We start from the raw sequence: 18,995 nt of genomic DNA, 5'->3' as shown, positions 1-18,995 counted from the left end.
AACATGGCAGAAATCAGACTGCATGAAACAAATGAGAGAGTCGTAGGGAAAGAAAAAGTAGAAGATTTCTTAAACAAAAACGAAGTAATCTATGAAAACTGGGACATAGCAAAATTACCTTCTTACCTCCAAGAAAATTTCTCCCTATCAGACGAAAATAAAGAAGAAATTTTGACGGTTTTTAAAGAGGAAATTGCATCAATTTCCTTGAAAAGAGGGTACAAGTCACAAGATGTTATCTCATTATCTGAGACAACACCTAACCTCGAGCAACTACTTCAAAACTTCAATAAAGAGCACCATCATACAGATGATGAAGTTCGTTTCATTGTCAGCGGACATGGTATTTTTGTCATTCAAGGAAAGGATGGTACTTTCTTTGATGTTGAATTGGAACCTGGTGATTTGATCTCTGTCCCTCCTAATGTCCGACATTATTTCACCTTAATGGAGGATCGTAAAGTAGTTGCTGTTCGAATCTTCGTTACTACAGAAGGTTGGGTACCAATTTATGAAAAAGAGGAAGTAAATAACTAATAAAAAAACAGATGCCCTTGCATAGACGAGGTCATCTGTTTTTTATTATTATGGAAAGAAATCGTAAAATCCGGTTAATCTCCGTTCCAGGCGCTTCGCTTGCCTGCGGGGCGGTCCGTGAACCTCCACACAACGCTACAGGGGTCTCACCAGTTCCTTCCTACCGTGGGTGTCTCCGCGCCTTCCACTCAGCAGGGCCCAAAGGAAAGCGAAGCCATCTGCGGAAATCCATAAGGGTGAATAAGCAAACCACTAAAATTCTTTCTTTTGTATATGACTACTTTACCTATCAAGAGGGAATATAATGGTAAGAAATCAGAGATAGATTTAGGAGGATGGCTAAATGGAACATGTGGTGATAATTGGTGGCATTGCAGGGGGAATGAGTGCTGCCTCCAAACTAAGAAGACTAGATAAAACAGTAAAAATTAGCGTATTTGAAAAAGATGAATATGTTTCATACGGGGCGTGTGGATTGCCTTATTACATATCTGGTGTGACAGAATCTCATGAAGATCTGCTGGCGAGAACGGTAAAAGAATTTGAAGAACGAGATATAGAGGTTCATATCCATCATGAAGTAACAAAAGTAGATGCCTTAAACAAAAGGGTGAAGGTAAAGAACCTTCAATCCGGAGAGGAAACGTACGTAAACTATGATAAACTTTTGATTTCAACAGGTGCCAAACCGATCCTTCCGCCTTTTATTCCAAAAGAAGCAAGCAATGTTCATACATTGAAGACATTAAATGATGGAATCCAAATGCGTAAGTTTTATAAAGATGAAAGAATTAAGAAAGTCGGTATCATTGGTGGAGGCTATATTGGCATGGAGCTTGTTGAGACCATGGTAGAGCTTGGCAAAGAGGTGTTTGTCATAGAACTTCAAAATCACATCCTGCCAAATTATGATGAGGATATGGCAAAAATAATTTCTGAATCTCTCCAAGATAGAGTTGGAATCCGAACAGGAGAAGAAGTAAAGGAACTAAAAATGTCTGAAGGGAAAGTGACAAGCATCGTAACGGACAAAGATTCTTACGAAGTCGACGCGGTTATTGTTAATATAGGAATAAAACCAAACACGGATTTTATTAAAGAACTTGGGTTAGACATGCTGGAAAACGGCGCGCTTATCGTTAATTCCCATCAGGAAACGAGCATTCAGTCTATATATGCTGCGGGAGATTGTGCAACGAGCAATCACCTATTATTAAATAAACCAGTAAACATAGCCCTAGGTACGACTGCCAATAAACATGGAAGGGTGGTCGCAGACAATCTTGCAGGCATCCCTTCTACATTTGATGGAATACTCGGAACGAATGTGGTCAAAATTCTAGAATGGACGGCAGCTATGACCGGGATTACTGAAAAACAAGCAGAACAGGAAAACCTAGATGTTGAAAAAGTCGTAATTGAAACAAATAATCATGCCTCTTATTATCCTGGGGCAGAAAACATCCATATCAAACTTGTATATGAAAAAGAATCACTAAAACTGTTGGGAGCACAGCTTATTGGTAAGGATGAATCTATCGCCAAGAGACTGGATGTTTATGCAACAGCTATTACATGCGGGTTAACAACCAGGCAAATCGCCATGTTGGATTTGTGTTATGCTCCTCCATATGCTACCGTATGGGATGCCGTACAAATTGCAGCTAATGCAGCTAAGTAATCTGTTTCATGATAAATAAATTGCGTTAATATTATGAATTTTCTTTACCTTAGAAGGCGAATATGCTACTGTTATAATAGTTTTATAACATACATATTCTAGAGAGAATTTGCCTAAGGAGTGAGAGACATGAAGGTCCGCTACAATTTTGTGCCAAAGCAAGATGTAGAATTCTGTGAACCAACTTACACAATTAAACAAGCTTATGAGAAAATCAAGGATACAGGCTACAGATGTATACCTATACTTTCAAATGATGGGAATACATTTTTAGGCCTAGTCTATAAAGTGCATTTACTGGATTATCTATACGAACAAAAAGGGAGCCCTGATGATTCAATAGAAGTACTGGTCAAAAGCCAAGATGCTTTTATATTTGAAGAAGATTCATTCTTTAAAGCATTTTTCACAATTAAACGACTCCCTTTTATCGCAGTCCTAAATGAGGAAAATGAGTTTCTAGGGATACTGACGCATGCGAACGTCATGGATGTCCTAGCTGATTCATTTGGTATGAAAACAGGTGGCTATACCCTTACTATCGCTACGATTGAGCACAAAGGGGCAATCAAGGACCTTGTTTCCATGTTAAAGGACATTAATATCGACGGAATGCTCACACTTGACAATGGAGAGAAATATTTGCGTAGAATCATTGTCAATTTACCAGCTGAATTACCGCAAGAAAAGGTAAACAAATTAGTGAAGAAACTCGGAGAAAAAGAATTCCGAGTCACACATGTCGATCAAATTGATGTGCAAAAATAAAAAGAAGAGCAGTCCCCCAATTTGGAGGCTGCTCTTTGTTCGTAGTAGAATCCTCTTAATGCAGCAAAATTTCTTTATCAATTAGAATGTTAGACAATGTGACAATTTCCGCTTTTTCTTGCAATTTCGGGATATATTGCTTTAGGACACTTGCTGTCTTTTCCCCTGCGATTCCAACGTGGCCAATGGCTATGATAGAATCATCCACCTCTGTTTTTTTAATGAGCTGATTCGTTTGTTTTACAATATGGTTAGTGGTGTATACTTCGTCAAAGAATAACTCATTTTCTAAGTATGGAACCCCCAACTTTGTGGCTAATTCTGCCACGACACTTTTTTTGGTTGTTTTACTATCTAGATAGTATAGGTTTCGCTCTTTACAGATCCCTAAAATAATTTTCATAATCCGCTTATTGGCAGTAATCTTAGAACCCATATGGTTATTAATGCCTACAGCGTAAGGTACAGAATCAATGGCGTCATTTACTCTTTTATATATTTCTTGATCAGATAGATTGGAGGTGATGGCACCTGGTCCTAGCCAGCTTCTTTTACCTTTCATTGGTTCCATGGGAAGGTGAAGGATTACCTCGTGGCCTAATTGATGGGCCAATTCAGCGTCTTGTTGGGTAGTAGAAAGAAAAGGCATGACAGCTACAGTCAACGGTACCGGTAAATGGAGGATTTCCTCGGTACCCTTCATGTTATTGCCAAAATCATCAATAACAATGGCCACCTTATTGCTAGGGAGCTGTTCGGCATAAGTATTAATAGAAGGGACAAAGATAAACATACTACTCAATATGATAACTAATATTACTTTCATTTTTGCACCTACTTGTCTAATTATGTTTTATTGATTCGACAAAATTTGCATAACTAAGTGGTAAGAAGTGAATCAAATGCTACTCTCACTAGATACTTTGTCCTATTTTTTACATATAGATATAAATTAATTCTATAAAAAAATTGTCTAACTTTGCGATTCTATTTACAAATATAGAAATTATTGTAATAATTTCTATTGTGGAATTTGATGAAGAAGGGACGAGTAGTATGTCTTATGAAGGGTATTTAGATCAACTGTTATTACTTATTAAAGAAAAAAGAGATACAATGATAGCAGTCGCCAACAAGACTGGTTATGTAAGTGAGCAAACGGTCAAGTGCAGCCAGGACTTAGATAAATTGATATACAAATACCAAGAAATAATATATCAAAAAAAATAATCGTGCATATAAAAAACCGTCCTACAGAGACGGTTAGAATATCTGAGTTAGAAAAATCATGAAAAGTAATCCGATGATGAAAGAATAGGTGGAGGTCGTTTCATTCCCATCACCATGACTTTCAGGAATCAATTCTTTATAGATGATATAAAGCATCGCTCCTGCTGCAAAAGCAAGTCCATATGGGACAAGGGATGATACAACTGAAGTGAGATAGAAACCTAATAAAGCCATCGGTATCTCAACAGCCCCGGTTAATGTTGCAACGATAAAAGCTTTCAGTTTTGTTATCCTCTGATTTATCAAGAATAAAGCCACTAAAAAACCTTCTGGTGCATTTTGTAATCCAATCGCAAAAGCAATTAAATTTCCGGTATCTGCTGCATCTGATGCGTAGCTTACCCCAACAGAAAGTCCTTCCGGTATATTATGCAATGTTATCGCTGCAACAATCAGCATTGCTTTTTGATCGAAAGCGATTCCTTTTCGATTATGCTCCAAATCTATATGAGGAATAGATCGTTCTAAAAGGGTCAAAGTAATGACACCAAGAAGCAACCCAACTCCTAATGGAACAAAACCCCCATATGAAAGAGCCTCTGGTATTAAACTCATCGTCGCTGCAGCCATCATGATCCCGGCTGTAAATGCAAGGAGCATATCTCTCCATTTGTGAGTCAATGTGTTATTCAAAAATAAAATCGGTAAGGCCCCTAAGCCTGTAGACATGGCAGCCAATACACTTCCTATTATCACTTCTGACATTATCTATTTCCTTTCTAGTTATATCAGGAAGTTATATAATGGAGAAACTTCCTTTTCTATGGACTAACGATATTGTACCAATAATTTTTTTATAAACAAAATAAGGTGTTTGGCTCCATCATGCCTTTAGGTGATGGAAAGCAAAGGAGTCTACTTTAATAGTAGAAAAGCGGACTCGTGTAGGATTTTACATTTTCTTGAATTTTCATTGACGAATCACGTCATTTACTATACCATTAGTTTTAATTCAAGATATTTTATAAAAAGGAATGACTTTTATGGCAGAAAGACACGAACTCGATACTTCACTGAAATTATTTATCGTTCTTTCCAGAGCGTTTCGTGCACTAAATGACAAAGCGAACCAATCTATCCAAAGCTTTAAATTGAATCCAACTGAGTTTGCAGTATTAGAACTACTCTACCACAAAGGAGAACAACCCTTACAGCAAATCGGCGGTAAGATATTATTGGCAAGTGGCAGCATCACGTATGTGGTGGATAAACTGGAAAACAAAGGACTCTTAGCAAGGAAAGCATGTCCCAAAGACAGAAGGGTAACCTATGCACAAATAACGGACGAAGGAAAAAAACTACTCAATGAGATTTTCCCAAAACACGAACAACACATCCATACCCTAGTCGACGGCCTTACCCAACAAGAAAAAGAACAAGCCATCCAACTCGTCAAAAAACTCGGCCTAAACGCCCAACAAAAAGACTGACCTTTAAATAGGTTGGTTTTTTTATTGCAAAAAAATTCCCTTGTGGGGTCAGACCCCACAAGGAATTTCATGATTCATGTCGAATACTAAGTAAGGTGAAGTCTGTTTGAAAAGGGGATAGTACATATGAGATTTGAAGAGTTTGGTTATTCTCGTCCTAATATGGATGAGGTAGAGAAGAGGTTTATGGCTGCTGTTGAGAGGTTTGAGGCGGCAGAATCTGTTGCAAAGCAGGAGGAAGCGATTCGGGAAATCAATGATGTTCGAAATCAATTAAGTACAGATTTCAACCTAGTTTATATTCGTCATTCCATTGACACGAACGACGAGTTTTACAAAGTAGAACAGGATTTCCTCGATGAGATTGAGCCGCTGACGAAGTCTTTGGAAACAAAGTTTTATAAAGCTCTGGTTAAATCACCATTTAGAAACGAGCTTGAAGAAAAGTGGGGTACACAGCTGTTTGCTTTGGCAGAATGTGAATTGAAAACATTTGATGATGCGATTATTGAAGACCTTCAGCTTGAAAACAAACTTACCACTAAATACTCCAAATTGGTTGCTTCTGCGAAGATTAATTTTAACGGAGAAGAACTTACACTTGCTCAATTAGATCCTTATACAGAGTCCGAGGATCGCGACGTTCGCAAGCAAGCAAGTGAAGCCAAGTTTGGTTTCTTCCAAGAGAACCAAGAAGAGTTTGATGAGATCTTTGATCAACTCGTCAAAATACGTACTAAAATGGCAAAGAAACTTGGTTATGATAGTTTCGTGGAACTAGGATATGCGCGTATGACCCGCACTGATTATAATGCGGAGATGGTGGCTAAATTCCGAGATCAAGTAAAAGACTCCATCGTTCCATTAGTAGAAACACTCGCTAAAAGGCAGCAGGAGCGAATAGGTGTAGACTCCATGAAGTATTATGACGAAGGATTTAATTACAAAACGGGTAACGCAAAGCCAAAAGGAACACCTGAGTGGATCATTGAGAACGGGAAACAAATGTATGAAGAGTTATCGGAAGAGACAAGAGAATTCTTCCAATTTATGATTGATAAGAACTTAATGGACCTTGTTGCAAAAAAAGGGAAAGAAGCTGGAGGATATTGCACGTATATCCCAACATATAAGGCACCATATATCTTCTCGAATTTTAACGGAACGAGCGGCGATATTGACGTGTTAACACATGAAGCGGGACATGCATTCCAAGTTTATATGAGCCGTGATTATGATGTACCTGAGTACAACTGGCCAACATATGAGGCTTGTGAAATCCATTCTATGAGTATGGAATTCTTTACTTGGCCGTGGATGAACCTGTTCTTCAAAGAGGATACAGAAAAGTATAAATTCTCTCACCTTAGTGGAGCAATCTCTTTCTTGCCATACGGTGTGGCGGTAGATGAATTCCAGCATTTTGTTTACCAAAACCCAGAGGCTTCGCCAGCAGAAAGAAATCAAGCTTGGAGAGAAATGGAAAAGAAATATATGCCTGGCCGTGATTATGATGGAAATTCCTATTTAGAAGCAGGTGGGTTCTGGCAACGTCAAGGCCACATTTATCGTACGCCTTTCTATTATATCGATTACACTTTGGCTCAAATTTGTGCCTTGCAATACTGGAAACTTTCACAAGAAAATCCTGAATCTGCATGGAATTCTTATTTGGAGCTTTGCAAACAAGGTGGTAGCAAGTCGTTTGTCGACCTAGTGAAATTCGCTGGACTTCGCTCTCCGTTTGAAGATGGTTGCGTAGAGTCAGTTGTCGGGGAGATTGAAAGCTATTTGAATGAAGTGAATGATAAAGCGTTATAAGAGAAAAAGCTGTCGTATTCTTCGGCAGCTTTTTCTTTCACTTTTACCGCAAATTTTGTAGAATAAAGGGTATACTTTAACCAAAATAGATGTAAAATTCGGTAAGGTACATAAGATCTTATCAAGATACTATATATTCTCATTTTTAGTATCAGAAAAGGAAGTGACTGATATGAAAACAAATGTATTATTTTCCAATGTTTCAACCCTAAAAGTATACGGTGATTTCCCTTTGTCCGTTTCTAATATTTTTTCTGATTCTAGACAAGTTACGACAGATTCAGTATTTGTTTGTATTAAAGGCTATACGGTGGATGGACACCACTACATACCATCCGCAATAGAAAAAGGCGCAAGTGTGATTGTGGTTCAGGACTTGCCGGAACAACTGGATGAGAGAGTTTGCTATGTACACGTAAGAGACACAGAGCGTGCTTTGGGTCAGTTGGCGAATGTATTCTTTGACTATCCATCCACCAAACTTCGAATTGTTGGGGTTACAGGAACCAATGGTAAAACAACCGTATCAAGTGTCATTAATAATGTAATGAGAAAAGAAGGGTATAAAACGGGACTAAGCGGGACCATTGAGATTGATATAGACGGAGAAAAATTTGAGAGTAAAAATACGACAAGTGACGTATTAACCATGCAGCGAATGCTAAAAGATATGGTGGAAGCCGGTGTAACGGATGTGGTCATGGAAGTATCCTCACATGGTCTAGTTCTAGGCCGTCTTGCCGGAGTAGAATTCCAAAACGGTGTATTCACTAATCTAACACAAGACCACCTCGACTTTCATGAGACGATGGAGAATTATAAAAACGCCAAAGGTCTGCTTTTTGCTCAATTAGGCCAAGATCTCCGTAAAGACAAAGCAGCAATTTTAAACGTGGATGATGCAGCGACTGAGGATTATATACAAATGACAGGTGCTAGAATTATCACTTACGGAATTAACAACGATGCTGATTTCAAAGCTCGTGACATTATGTTTTTTGAAGATAAGACAAGCTTCATCCTTGAAACTAATTTTGGCGAATATGAAATGGAAATTCCGTTCGTTGGGGAGTTTAATGTCTACAATATTTTATCCGTCATTTGTGTTCTTTGGGATAAAGGGATGCCATTTGAACGCATCTTGAATCACCTAAGAGAAACTTCACCCCCAAGTGGACGCATGCAAACTTTAAAGACTGGTGATAAGCGTAATGTAATTATTGATTATGCTCATACAGAAGATGCCATCGGCAAAGCGTTGGACAGCATACGCATGTTCTCTAAGCACAAAATAATTTCGATTATCGGCACAGGTGGAGGACGAGACAAAGATAAGCGCCCGAAAATGGGTAGAATTGCTACTGAGAAATCAGAGTATGTCATTTTTACTACGGATAATCCTCTTGATGAACCTGGAGAAGAAATTGTACAGGGAATGGCTGCTGGAGCGACTCACGAACACTTTGAGTGTATTCCTGATCGCGAACAAGCAATCATCCGTGCTGTTGAAATTGCTGGTGAAGGGGATGTTATCCTTATTGCCGGCAAAGGTCATGAAAATTATCAATTGATTGGGAAAGAATCCGTTCCATTTGATGAAAAAGAAATTACGCTAAAAGCAATACAAGCCTTTCCACTTACAGAAACCATTCCTACAACATAGAGAAAAGGATCTAGGCTGACTAGTTAATTGGCTCACCTAATGTTAAAGTGAGCCAATTTCCTAGTCATCTTTTTTTGGTTTTTGTCTTGGAAGATAAAGTCGAAATGCACAGGGGATGGAAGAAAAATGGGGAAAAAGTCTGTGGTTTTTATGTTTATGCTTTTAATAACAATGGGATGTACATCGTACACAAATACGAATGTAACAGAACATGATGTTAAGGAAATGAACGATGCTCAAAAACAAAAGAATGTTCCTAAGCAGGAGGAAAATAAAGACAGTGTAAACATAGAGAAAGAATCCCAAAAACAAAAGCTGGAGGACCTCGCAATAGAAGTAAATGGACAAGTCTATGGTGAGTCGTCGCAATTTTCAGAGTATGTTACAGGGGTAAAGACACGATTAAAAACAGAAGAGAAAGTAATCGCTCTTACTTTGGATGCGTGTGGCGGTGAAAATGGAAGCGGTTATGATGAAGACCTAATTTCATTTCTAGTAGAAAACAAGATAAAGGCAGACCTCTTTGTCAATGCAAGGTGGATTGATGCACAATATGAGGCATTTGTAGAGCTTGCAGAGAATCCCCTCTTCACAATTCAAAACCATGGGACTGAACATAAGCCGCTTTCCGTTACTCCGAGAAGTGCTTGGGGAATCTCCAGTACTTCTACTCAAGATGAAATAGTGGAAGAAATAATGGAAAACCAATTAAAAATATTTGAGATAACAGGAGAGATACCACAATATTTTCGTTCGGGTACAGCATTTTATGATGATACAGCGGTTCAAATTACCGAAGACTTAGGTGTTCAAGTGGTCAATTTTGATGTCATCGGTGATGGTGGAGCAACGTTTACAAAGGAAAAGGTAACGCAAGAAATGTTAAAAGCAAATTCGGGTTCTATCATTATTTTGCATATGAACCAACCTCAAAGTGAAACAGCAGAAGGAGTTAAAGAAGCTGTATTGGCCTTATTGGAGCAAGGTTTTAGCTTTGTTCATCTACACGAGTATGATCTAGAGTAGATTACAATTTTGTAACAAATGATGGGAAATCACATATTGATGGAGCTTAGGGTCACGATAAGAGTGGGAGGTTAGTATCGTGGCTTGTATGTTTCATGTAGTATTTTCTATTGTGCTATTGTTTAATGTGTCGGCGTGTCAATCGAAGACTAAAGTGGAGAACGCCAATTCCATCATGAATGAAAAGGTCATCCAGCAGGAGTTAGTGGATGTAATTATAGATCCTGACAAGGATAGCAGGGAACCGCTTAAGTCATTGACCCTTCAAGGCTTGACCCGATACAATTTAATATTTATCGGCAACTTGGGTGACTCTAAAATGAAATTTTATATACCTGAATTTAAAAGCCGGGGATTCCGCTTCTATAGAAGAGGATTTGGATTAGACCTAAACGGAGAACTGGATATATAGAAAACAAAATTTAAGATATAAAATATTTGTTAATGGCTAATCGCCGCTACAAATAGCTTCGCTTTCCAAGGGGCTGACGTGAGCCTCCTACGGCTACGAAGAGGACACTAAAAAGTCATGATTTTAGAATTTTTTTTAACATCGCTGTTGATTTCCGCAAATGGCTTCGCTTTCCTAGGGGCACTGCTGGAGCCTCCTCGGCTACGCCTGCGGGGTCTCCACCTAGTGCTATCTCCCTCAGGAGTCTTCGCCTTTTGCTCCAATCACCAGCTGAAAATCTAAAAATCAAAGGGTATGCTTTTACAGTAACTGATATAAACCTCATTTTTTATATGAGAATGAATGAGATTGCCTAGTTGATTGAAGGGAAGGCGCCAGCGCCAAGACACCCGCGGGAAGAAGGGGCAGAGGAGACCCTCAGGCAAGGGATGAGCATGGAAAGGAAATATCTTACAAAAAAAGACTGCCCAGTTCAGACAGTCTTTTTTACACTAATTTCTATTTTCCACTAATTACAATTTGATTATCTGTAACATCCACGTGTATCTTCTCAAGGGTATCTCCATCCAACAATAAGTCTGTAATTGAATCTTCTACATGTTCTTGGATAACCCGTCGCAATGGTCTTGCACCGTAAGAAGGATTGTACCCAAGCTCAATGAGTCTTTCCTTTGCAGTATCTGAAATTGTTAATTCACACTCACGTTCTTGTCTCAACATCTCAGTTAATTCACCGAGCATAATATCTACAATCGATAATAAGTGATCTTTGTGCAACTGTGAAAACTCAATGATGCCATCAAAACGGTTTAGGAACTCTGGTTTGAAATAGTTAGATAAGCTCTCAATAACTGAATTCGTTTCAGGAGAGTCTTGCTTTTCAAAGCCTACGGTTATTTTCTTATCTGTCACTCCTGCATTGCTTGTCATAATAATAACTGTATCCTTGAAGCTTACCGTTCTACCTTGGCTGTCTGTTAAACGACCATCTTCCATGACCTGCAAGAACAGGTGGAGAACGTCTGGATGCGCTTTTTCCATTTCATCAAGTAAAATGATGCTGTAAGGATTGCGGCGTACTTTTTCTGTCAGTTGTCCTGCTTCCTCGTGACCAACATAGCCAGGAGGGGAACCAATCAGTTTGGAAATTGCATGCTTTTCCATGTATTCGCTCATATCAAAGCGGATGTACGCATCTTTCGTTCCGAAGAGTTCTTCGGCAAGCGATTTTGTCAGTTCTGTTTTCCCTACACCTGTAGGTCCAACAAATAAGAATGCACCGATTGGACGCTCTTTCCTTTTTAAGCCAGCACGGCTTCTGCGAATAGCTTTGGTAATCTGATTAACTGCTTGTTCTTGCCCGATAACTTTTTTGTTGAGGTTTGTTGCAAGGTTTTTTAATTTTTCTTGTTCATCAACTTGCAATTTCCCTATTGGGATCCCTGACATTTCTTCCATGATGTGTTGAATATCTTCTAACGTAACTTGACCTCGCTCAGAACCTACTTGATCATTAGAGTTTCTTTTTTCTTCTAACTTTTCTTCTTCGTCCCGTAATTTGGCTGCAGTTTCATAATCTTCTTTTGATAGAGCGGCCTTTTTTTCGTTTTCAATTTGACTCAGACGAGCATCAATTTGTTCCAAATCAATCGTATTTAAGGTCAGATTTTTTCTTGAACCTGCTTCATCCAAAAGATCTATCGCTTTGTCTGGTAAGAAACGATCTTGGATATACCGATGAGATAACTCTACACACGCTTTAATGGCAAGTTCAGTATAGGAAACCTGATGGTAGTCCTCATATTTTGATTGAATTCCTTTAATAATTTTTAATGCCTCATCTGTAGAAGGTTCTTTCACAGTTACAGGCTGGAAGCGGCGTTCAAGTGCAGCATCTTTTTCAATTTGACGGTATTCTTTTAATGTCGTTGCTCCTACCAATTGAAGTTCGCCCCTTGCCAATGCAGGTTTTAGGATGTTTCCTGCATCCATAGAGCCCTCTGCAGAGCCGGCGCCTACAATAAGGTGTAGTTCATCCACAAATAATATGACATTTTTTCTATTTTGTAGTTCTGCGATTACTTGTTTTAGGCGTTCTTCAAATTGACCACGAATTCCCGTGTTCGCAACAAGGGAAGCTACATCCAGCAAGTAAATTTCCTTGTTTCTTAATTTTGAAGGGACTTCCCCCTCTACAATTTTCAAGGCTAATCCTTCTACTATCGCAGTTTTACCTACACCGGGCTCCCCAATTAATACAGGGTTGTTTTTATTTCTTCTATTCAGTATTTCAATTACACGTTTAATTTCTTTGTCCCGTCCAATGACAGGATCGATAAGACCTGTTTTGGCAATATTGGTTATATTTTTTCCAAGCTCATCAAGTATGCTGCCACTTTTATTGTTTCCTGAAGGTGATTGTTGAGTTGCAGCGTTCCATCCTTCATTCTCATTAGACGCTCCGTTCATAAAAGGAAAGTTAGAGAAAAAACCGTTTGGGGTCGGAGATTTCATTTGTGCTCTTACTTCTTCAAAACAGGAAGAGCATAAGACTAATTGTACTTGCTCGTTATTCGAGCGAAATTTAAGTTGAATGGTTGCATTATTCACTTCACACTTTTGACATTTCATCATCATGCTACCTCCTCATATTGATGTGATAAGCCCCATCCATTTTATAGAAGCCACTGAAAAAGTCTTGATTTTAGTATTTTTATAACAACCGCTGTTAATTTCCGCAAATGGCTTCGCTTTCCTAGGGGCACTGCTGGAGCCTCCTCGGCTACGCCTGCGGGGTCTCCACCTAGCGCTATCTCCCTCAGGAGTCTTCGCCTTTTGCTCCAATCAACAGCTAGGAATCAATAAAAACTTTATTTTATCAGTTTTTCTGTGGCCTCTCTACGCTTGCGGGGTCTCCACCTAGCGCTATCTCCCTCAGGAGTCTTCGCCTTTTGCTCCAATCATCAGCTAGGAATCAATAAAAACTTTACGTTATCAGTTTTTCAGTGGCTTCATTTTATAGGGGGGCATTTCACTTTTGATAAAAGTTTGACTTGTTTTGACCTTTAAAGGTTGTATGGATATTATACTTTGACCTTTTTTGACTTTCAAGTAGTTTGCTTTTAGGAAATTAGTGGAAGAGTAAGGGTTGTTGAAAATTTCAGAATATTTTATTGACTTTTGGGGCTTACAGTTGCTATAATTGCAAAAAGTTTTAGTAATAATTTTTTCTCCTTAGAATAACGTAGATTATATACTATTATGTTTTAACGTATTAACCAACTAAATAACTCTTATCCAGAGTGACTGAGGGATCAGGCCCGATGAAGTCCGGCAACCTTCAAGAATTTATTTTCTTGAGATGGTGCTAATTCCTGCAGGCGAAGTAGCCTGAGAGATAAGAGGAGGAATGATAACCTCTTCTTAGGAAGGGGTTTTTATTTTGTGGAAAATAGTAATTAGGAGGAATGAAGGATGACCAAACAAAATTATGATGTGGAAACAGTATTATTGCACGGAGGACAAACGCCAGACCCGACGACAGGATCAAGGGCAGTACCTATTTACCAAACAACTTCCTATGTTTTTGAAAACACGGACCATGCGCAAAACCTTTTTGCGTTAAATGAATTCGGTAATATATATACAAGAATCATGAATCCAACCGTAGATGTGCTAGAAAAAAGACTTGCTCTTTTAGAAGGTGGGGTGGCAGCAGTTGCTACAAGTTCAGGTATGTCAGCAATCGCATTTGCCATATTGAACATTGCGCATGCTGGAGATGAAATTGTTGCTGCAGAAAATTTATATGGTGGAACTTATAATCTGTTTGCTGTAACTCTTCCTAAGTACGGCATTAAGGTAAAGTTTGTAGATGCAACAGATCCAGAGAATTTCCGCAATGCCATTACACCGAAAACAAAAGCGATATTTGGAGAGATTATTGGCAATCCAAGCTTGCGTGTACTGGATGTGGAAGCAGTAGCAAAGGTAGCCCATGATAACTCTATACCATTAATCATTGATAATACGTTTGCCTCACCTTACCTGTGCAACCCAATCAAGTGGGGAGCAGACATTGTTGTTCACTCTGCAACGAAATGGATTGGGGGTCATGGAACAACCATTGGGGGAATTGTAGTGGACGGCGGAAAGTTTAACTGGGACCATCCAAATTTTCCTGGATTCACTGAGCCTGATGAAAGTTATAATGGCATCAAGTATGCACAGACTTTTGGAAATCTTGCATTCGCAGTGAAGCTAAGAGTGCAACTTTTAAGAGATTTTGGAGCATGTTTAAGTCCCCAAAATGCTTTTTTACTTTTACAGGGACTTGAAACCTTACACTTACGAGTGGAAAAGCATAATGAGAATGCCCTGGAATTAGCGAAATATTTACAGGACCACCCAGCAGTAGAGTGGGTTTCTTATCCTGGATTACCAAATCATCCAGCACATTCACTTGCCAAAAAGTATTTAGGTACCGGAAACGGATCCATTGTAAATTTTGGCATTAAAGGTGGAAGGGATGCAGGGAGAAAAGCGATTGACAGTATTAAACTTTGGTCTCATGTTGCCAATGTTGGTGATGCAAAATCGCTAATCATTCATCCTGCTTCTACCACACATCAGCAGCTAACAGGTGAAGATTTAATAAAATCCGGAGTGACAGAAGATTTAATTCGTTTGTCTGTTGGAATTGAATCGCTAAAGGATCTTCAAAATGACCTAAATCAAGCACTTTTTGAGGCTACCGGAAAATCCAAACATGCTGTAGTCAGTCAAAACATATAGAAATGAGTGGGATTTGTGAGCTGTCAAACGGAACATACCCATAAAGTATCGATCGGAACGTTGGTTTTAGATAGTGGTGAAAAATTATCAAATGTGGAGATAGCATATGAGAGGGTAGGGAATCCGGAGGGGGAGGTAATTGTTGTTTGCCATGCTTTATCCGGAAACCAAGGTACTGTTGGAAGTCATCATTACCCTGGTTGGTGGAGTAAGTTTATTGGTCCTGAGCTATTTGTCGACACGAATAGGTACCAAGTAATAACGATGAATGTTCTTGGGGGGTGTGCTGGCAGTACAGGGCCGAAGAGCATTAACCCCGAAACCAAAAAGAAGTACGGCGCTTCCTTTCCTGCTATAACGATTAGGGACATCGTGCATTCACAGTATCAGGCTTTGCGAAACTTAGGAATCAATCGTGCAAAAGCTATTATGGGAGGATCGCTTGGTGGAATGCAGGTCCTTGAATGGGGACATTTGTATCCTCAATTCTCAGAAATACTCATACCAATGGCAGTGACACCATATTTTACTGACTATGCCCTTGCTTATAATTCAATAGGAAGACATGCGATAAAATCAGATCCTCTGTGGGATAACGGAAACTATTCGGAAGGTACTATCATTAAAGGGATGGAGATAGCGAGGATGGTAGGGCTGGTCACTTACCGCTCGGAAAGCTTATTCAATGACCGGTTTAACAGGGAAAAGAAAGATGGCGCGGATATAGAATATCAGGTTGACTCTTATTTAAAATATCAGGGGAAGAAATTTTCTAACCGTTTTGATGCAAATAGCTATCTTATTCTTCTTCAGGCAATGGACCAATATGATCTCGGGTTTAAAAGAGGAGGGTGGCAAAACGCGCTAGAAAAAGTAGAGGCAAAAGTTTGTATGCTCAGTTTTTCTGGGGATCTTCTCTACCCACCATTTTTAGGAGAAGCTTTAGTTGAAAGATTAAAGAAACGAAATAAAAATGCGGCCTATATCCATGTGGAGACAAGATTTGGGCATGATGGATTTCTTGTTGAATTCGAAAAATGGGGACATCATGTCCAGAACATTTTAGAAAGAAAGGAAGTGACAGAATGTCTCACTTAAATATTGCAATCCTTGGATTTGGCACAGTAGGTAAAGGGGTTCACCATTCGATAAAATCTCACCAAACTAGGTTAGAAGAGGTATTGGGCAAAAGTGTGAGGGTAGTGGGTATCCTTGTGAAGAATATGGAAAAACATGAACAATCTCGTGAAGATGGAGTTCTACTTACAACCAACTACGAAGAACTATTAGAGATTGAAAAACTAGATGTAATAGTTGATGCCATTGTGGGCTGTGAGCCAGGACGCACCTATTTAACACAAGCTATAGAAAAAGGGATACATGTGGTGACCGCGAATAAGGAAATGTTTGCCCATCATGGCGAGGAGCTTCTTGCCCTCGCCAAAAAGAATAATGTTACGGTAGGTTTTGAGGCAACGGTAGCGGGTGGGATTCCAGTTATTCAAACTCTAAAGCAACTTCTGCAAGTGAATCGAATTCAAAAAGTTGAAGGAATATTTAATGGAACGTCTAACTTTATCTTATCCAGCATGAGGAAAGATGGCCTTTCTTTTGAAGCAACGTTACTAGCAGCACAAGAAAACGGGTATGCAGAAACTGATCCTTCCAATGATATTGAGGGGTATGATGCATTTTATAAAGCGGTGGTTTTAAGTCAGCTGATTTATGGTGAAAAACCAGAGGAAAAGTCAACTATTCGAAAGGGAATTACAGAAATTACTGCAGATTATGTGGAAAGCGCAGCTGAGCTTGGATTGCGCTTCAGGCATATTGTCACGTTATTTAAAGGCGAAACAGGGATTCAGTGTAAGGTAGAGCCAGTGTTAATTTCTACTGAACACCCATTTTATCAGGTCGATGGGGTGCAAAACGCAGTTTCCATAGAAACTGATCTTGTAGGAAATGTTCAGCTGCAAGGACCTGGAGCAGGTAGGTATCCAACGGCAAGTGCCATTCTCGAAGACATCATTCAAATAAGCCGTCCTGTTAATTCTAAACCAGCTTATATAGAGTATCAAGAAGATGCCAAGCCTTCGTCAAAGTACGTGTTGTTTAGTAAAAATGGGAATTTAGATATTCCCTATGACATCACCGTTTTAGCTCGTTTTTCTAATCATGCGGCAGTAGTAGAAATAGAGGAAGTGGAAAGGATTCGATTAGGAATACAAGATGTAGTCTCCTTTGAACTTAAAGGAAATTATCGACATACAGTGAAAAAAGTAACCGTATAATTTTTAGGCTGATGAAAATCTCTCTTCTTTCTTACCAGCTTGTCTCATATATATGTGACAAGCTGGTTTTATTTTGGTGGAATGTTTAGGGAGAAGAGGGTGTGGCAATCGTGAAACGCAACTGGCTTAGTGCTTGTCAAATAGGGGCGGTGTATGTAGGAACCATTGTAGGGGCGGGTTTTGCTACAGGCAAAGAGATTGTCCAGTTTTTTACGCAGTATGGATGGATGGGTTTTATTACAATACTTATGAGTGGTTTTTTATTTATTTGGCTGGGAACAAAAATGATGCTTATTTCTAAAAGAATCAGAGCCAATTCCTATAAAGAATTTAATGAATATCTATTCGGTATGTCTGCAGGAACCATTGTTAATCTTTTTATGTTGGCCATTTTAATTTGTGTAGGGGCAGTGATGCTTTCTGGAGCAGGTGCCGTTTTTGAGGAACAGCTCGGCTGGTCATTCCAGTTTGGTTTACTCCTTACGGTTGTGCTCTCGGTAGGTGTTGTTCTTTTCGGTGTAAAAGGGCTGGTTGGGGTCAATGTTATTGTAGTACCGGTCATGATCATTTTCAGTGTTATTATTGCGGGAAATTCCATTGCCGATAATGGGTTATCTTTTTTAAGTCTTGCTCCTGTAAAGGAAAGTTTAAAGGGGTGGTTGGCACCCTTTATGTATGTGTCATTCAATCTTGCAATGGCACAGCCTGTTCTGGTCCCGTTGGCAATGGAAGCAAAGGACGATTGGATTATTAAGCGAGGCGGCTTCATTGGCGGATTGGTCTTATGTTTTATTTTATTGACCTGTCATATATCTATTGCTTCTCTTCCGAATTTTCATATGTTTGAAATACCGATGGCAGAAGTGGTGAAATTGAGTATGCTTTCGTTTTTTGGTATTTATGTTTTTGTAATTTATGGGGAGATATTTACGTCTGTTGTGAGTGATATTTTTGGGTTGCAGCGGCAGTTGGAGAGTATGTTTAGGGTGTCTAGGTATGTGGTGACGGTTGTGTTGGTGAGTATTATTTATATGATTAGTCAGATTGGGTATGGTAGTTTGATTGAGCATTTGTATCCGTTTTTTGGGTATGTGAGTATGGCGTTTTTGGTGTTGTTGGTTGTGAGGAAGTGAGTGGGATGAAGGTTGGACATGTTTTTTCACAGGGTATCTCTTTGACTCCCTGTTTCCTTGCGTTCCAGGTGTTCGCTTTCCGTGGGACGGTGCTTGAGCCTCCTCGGCTTCGCCTGTGGGGTCTCAAGCTACCGTTATCCCCCACAGGA

At 39.3% G+C, this 18,995-nt stretch carries 16 protein-coding genes and 1 riboswitch; of the genes, 13 read left to right on the top strand and 3 right to left on the bottom strand.

Annotated features, from left to right (window positions below):
- The first annotated feature begins 3 nt into the window (after positions 1-3).
- The 3 genes from AAV98_RS14310 to cbpA all read left to right on the top strand — a co-directional run bounded on the left by AAV98_RS14310 (position 4) and on the right by cbpA (position 2,986).
- Positions 4-537 (top strand): 1,2-dihydroxy-3-keto-5-methylthiopentene dioxygenase, encoded by a 534-nt coding sequence (locus AAV98_RS14310; RefSeq protein WP_060666232.1) that lies wholly within the window; start codon positions 4-6, stop codon positions 535-537.
- A gap of 343 nt (positions 538-880) precedes the next feature.
- Positions 881-2,218: a CoA-disulfide reductase gene (locus AAV98_RS14305; protein WP_060666231.1), complete on the top strand. Its 1,338-nt coding sequence runs from the start codon at positions 881-883 to the stop codon at positions 2,216-2,218.
- A gap of 129 nt (positions 2,219-2,347) precedes the next feature.
- Positions 2,348-2,986, top strand: coding sequence for a cyclic di-AMP binding protein CbpA (gene cbpA / locus AAV98_RS14300; RefSeq protein WP_060666230.1), 639 nt, complete (start codon positions 2,348-2,350; stop codon positions 2,984-2,986).
- Between the two features lie 55 nt (positions 2,987-3,041).
- On the opposite strand, the gene AAV98_RS14295 is transcribed toward cbpA, so the two are convergent.
- Positions 3,042-3,812, bottom strand: coding sequence for a divergent polysaccharide deacetylase family protein (locus AAV98_RS14295; RefSeq protein ID WP_060666229.1), 771 nt, complete (start codon positions 3,810-3,812; stop codon positions 3,042-3,044).
- Between the two features lie 230 nt (positions 3,813-4,042).
- Between AAV98_RS14295 and AAV98_RS20950 the strand changes: the two genes are divergently transcribed.
- Complete coding sequence (locus AAV98_RS20950) at positions 4,043-4,216, top strand: aspartyl-phosphate phosphatase Spo0E family protein (RefSeq protein ID WP_082380902.1); 174 nt, start codon at positions 4,043-4,045, stop codon at positions 4,214-4,216.
- A gap of 33 nt (positions 4,217-4,249) precedes the next feature.
- Here AAV98_RS20950 and AAV98_RS14290 read toward each other — a convergent pair whose 3' ends face one another.
- Positions 4,250-4,981: a ZIP family metal transporter gene (locus AAV98_RS14290; RefSeq protein WP_060666228.1), complete on the bottom strand. Its 732-nt coding sequence runs from the start codon at positions 4,979-4,981 to the stop codon at positions 4,250-4,252.
- Between the two features lie 278 nt (positions 4,982-5,259).
- Between AAV98_RS14290 and AAV98_RS14285 the strand changes: the two genes are divergently transcribed.
- From AAV98_RS14285 to AAV98_RS14265, 5 genes are all read left to right on the top strand, one after another.
- Positions 5,260-5,706 carry a MarR family winged helix-turn-helix transcriptional regulator gene (locus tag AAV98_RS14285; protein ID WP_060666227.1) on the top strand — a complete coding sequence of 149 codons (447 nt, stop codon included), beginning with the start codon at positions 5,260-5,262 and terminating at the stop codon, positions 5,704-5,706.
- Between the two features lie 126 nt (positions 5,707-5,832).
- Positions 5,833-7,527: a M3 family oligoendopeptidase gene (locus tag AAV98_RS14280; RefSeq protein WP_060666226.1), complete on the top strand. Its 1,695-nt coding sequence runs from the start codon at positions 5,833-5,835 to the stop codon at positions 7,525-7,527.
- A gap of 172 nt (positions 7,528-7,699) precedes the next feature.
- A complete protein-coding gene (locus AAV98_RS14275) occupies positions 7,700-9,190 on the top strand; it encodes a UDP-N-acetylmuramoyl-L-alanyl-D-glutamate--2,6-diaminopimelate ligase (RefSeq protein ID WP_060666225.1) in 1,491 nt (496 codons plus the stop codon).
- A 126-nt stretch (positions 9,191-9,316) separates the two neighbouring features.
- Positions 9,317-10,216, top strand: a complete 900-nt coding sequence (locus tag AAV98_RS14270) for a polysaccharide deacetylase family protein (protein WP_060666224.1) — start codon at positions 9,317-9,319, stop codon at positions 10,214-10,216.
- 79 nt (positions 10,217-10,295) lie between these two features.
- Positions 10,296-10,628 (top strand): hypothetical protein, encoded by a 333-nt coding sequence (locus AAV98_RS14265; protein ID WP_060666223.1) that lies wholly within the window; start codon positions 10,296-10,298, stop codon positions 10,626-10,628.
- Positions 10,629-11,126: 498 nt separating this feature from the next.
- Here the strand turns inward: AAV98_RS14265 and AAV98_RS14260 are convergent, their stop codons facing one another.
- The gene (locus tag AAV98_RS14260; RefSeq protein WP_060666263.1) at positions 11,127-13,259 is read right to left on the bottom strand and encodes an ATP-dependent Clp protease ATP-binding subunit; all 2,133 of its coding nucleotides are present in this window, start codon (positions 13,257-13,259) and stop codon (positions 11,127-11,129) included.
- A 659-nt stretch (positions 13,260-13,918) separates the two neighbouring features.
- Positions 13,919-14,032: riboswitch (SAM riboswitch) on the top strand.
- Positions 14,033-14,102: 70 nt separating this feature from the next.
- Between AAV98_RS14260 and AAV98_RS14255 the strand changes: the two genes are divergently transcribed.
- The 4 genes from AAV98_RS14255 (at position 14,103) to AAV98_RS14240 (ending at position 18,846) form a co-directional block, all read left to right on the top strand.
- Positions 14,103-15,422: an O-acetylhomoserine aminocarboxypropyltransferase/cysteine synthase family protein gene (locus AAV98_RS14255; protein ID WP_060666222.1), complete on the top strand. Its 1,320-nt coding sequence runs from the start codon at positions 14,103-14,105 to the stop codon at positions 15,420-15,422.
- Between the two features lie 15 nt (positions 15,423-15,437).
- Complete coding sequence (gene metX / locus AAV98_RS14250; RefSeq protein ID WP_060666221.1) at positions 15,438-16,520, top strand: homoserine O-acetyltransferase MetX; 1,083 nt, start codon at positions 15,438-15,440, stop codon at positions 16,518-16,520.
- Positions 16,508-17,713 (top strand): homoserine dehydrogenase, encoded by a 1,206-nt coding sequence (locus AAV98_RS14245; protein ID WP_060666220.1) that lies wholly within the window; start codon positions 16,508-16,510, stop codon positions 17,711-17,713. Before metX ends, AAV98_RS14245 begins: the two co-directional genes overlap by 13 nt.
- A 110-nt stretch (positions 17,714-17,823) precedes the next feature.
- Positions 17,824-18,846 carry a YkvI family membrane protein gene (locus AAV98_RS14240; RefSeq protein WP_060666262.1) on the top strand — a complete coding sequence of 341 codons (1,023 nt, stop codon included), beginning with the start codon at positions 17,824-17,826 and terminating at the stop codon, positions 18,844-18,846.
- Positions 18,847-18,995: the final 149 nt, after the last annotated feature.

Source organism: Bacillus sp. CHD6a (genome assembly GCF_001293645.1).
In the GTDB taxonomy this organism is placed as follows: Bacteria; Bacillota; Bacilli; order Bacillales; family Bacillaceae_I; genus Sutcliffiella_A.
This window is presented reverse-complemented; position numbering and strand designations above follow the sequence as displayed.

Bases quoted from the DNA above. Each gene is read 5' to 3' on its own strand.
- AAV98_RS14310 (WP_060666232.1), top strand. From the start codon at position 4: ATGGCAGAAATCAGACTGCATGAAACAAATGAGAGAGTCGTAGGGAAA.
- AAV98_RS14305 (WP_060666231.1), top strand. From the start codon at position 881: ATGGAACATGTGGTGATAATTGGTGGCATTGCAGGGGGAATGAGTGCT.
- cbpA (WP_060666230.1), top strand. From the start codon at position 2,348: ATGAAGGTCCGCTACAATTTTGTGCCAAAGCAAGATGTAGAATTCTGT.
- AAV98_RS14295 (WP_060666229.1), bottom strand. From the start codon at position 3,812: ATGAAAGTAATATTAGTTATCATATTGAGTAGTATGTTTATCTTTGTC.
- AAV98_RS20950 (WP_082380902.1), top strand. From the start codon at position 4,043: ATGTCTTATGAAGGGTATTTAGATCAACTGTTATTACTTATTAAAGAA.
- AAV98_RS14290 (WP_060666228.1), bottom strand. From the start codon at position 4,981: ATGTCAGAAGTGATAATAGGAAGTGTATTGGCTGCCATGTCTACAGGC.
- AAV98_RS14285 (WP_060666227.1), top strand. From the start codon at position 5,260: ATGGCAGAAAGACACGAACTCGATACTTCACTGAAATTATTTATCGTT.
- AAV98_RS14280 (WP_060666226.1), top strand. From the start codon at position 5,833: ATGAGATTTGAAGAGTTTGGTTATTCTCGTCCTAATATGGATGAGGTA.
- AAV98_RS14275 (WP_060666225.1), top strand. From the start codon at position 7,700: ATGAAAACAAATGTATTATTTTCCAATGTTTCAACCCTAAAAGTATAC.
- AAV98_RS14270 (WP_060666224.1), top strand. From the start codon at position 9,317: ATGGGGAAAAAGTCTGTGGTTTTTATGTTTATGCTTTTAATAACAATG.
- AAV98_RS14260 (WP_060666263.1), bottom strand. From the start codon at position 13,259: ATGAAATGTCAAAAGTGTGAAGTGAATAATGCAACCATTCAACTTAAA.
- AAV98_RS14255 (WP_060666222.1), top strand. From the start codon at position 14,103: ATGACCAAACAAAATTATGATGTGGAAACAGTATTATTGCACGGAGGA.
- AAV98_RS14245 (WP_060666220.1), top strand. From the start codon at position 16,508: ATGTCTCACTTAAATATTGCAATCCTTGGATTTGGCACAGTAGGTAAA.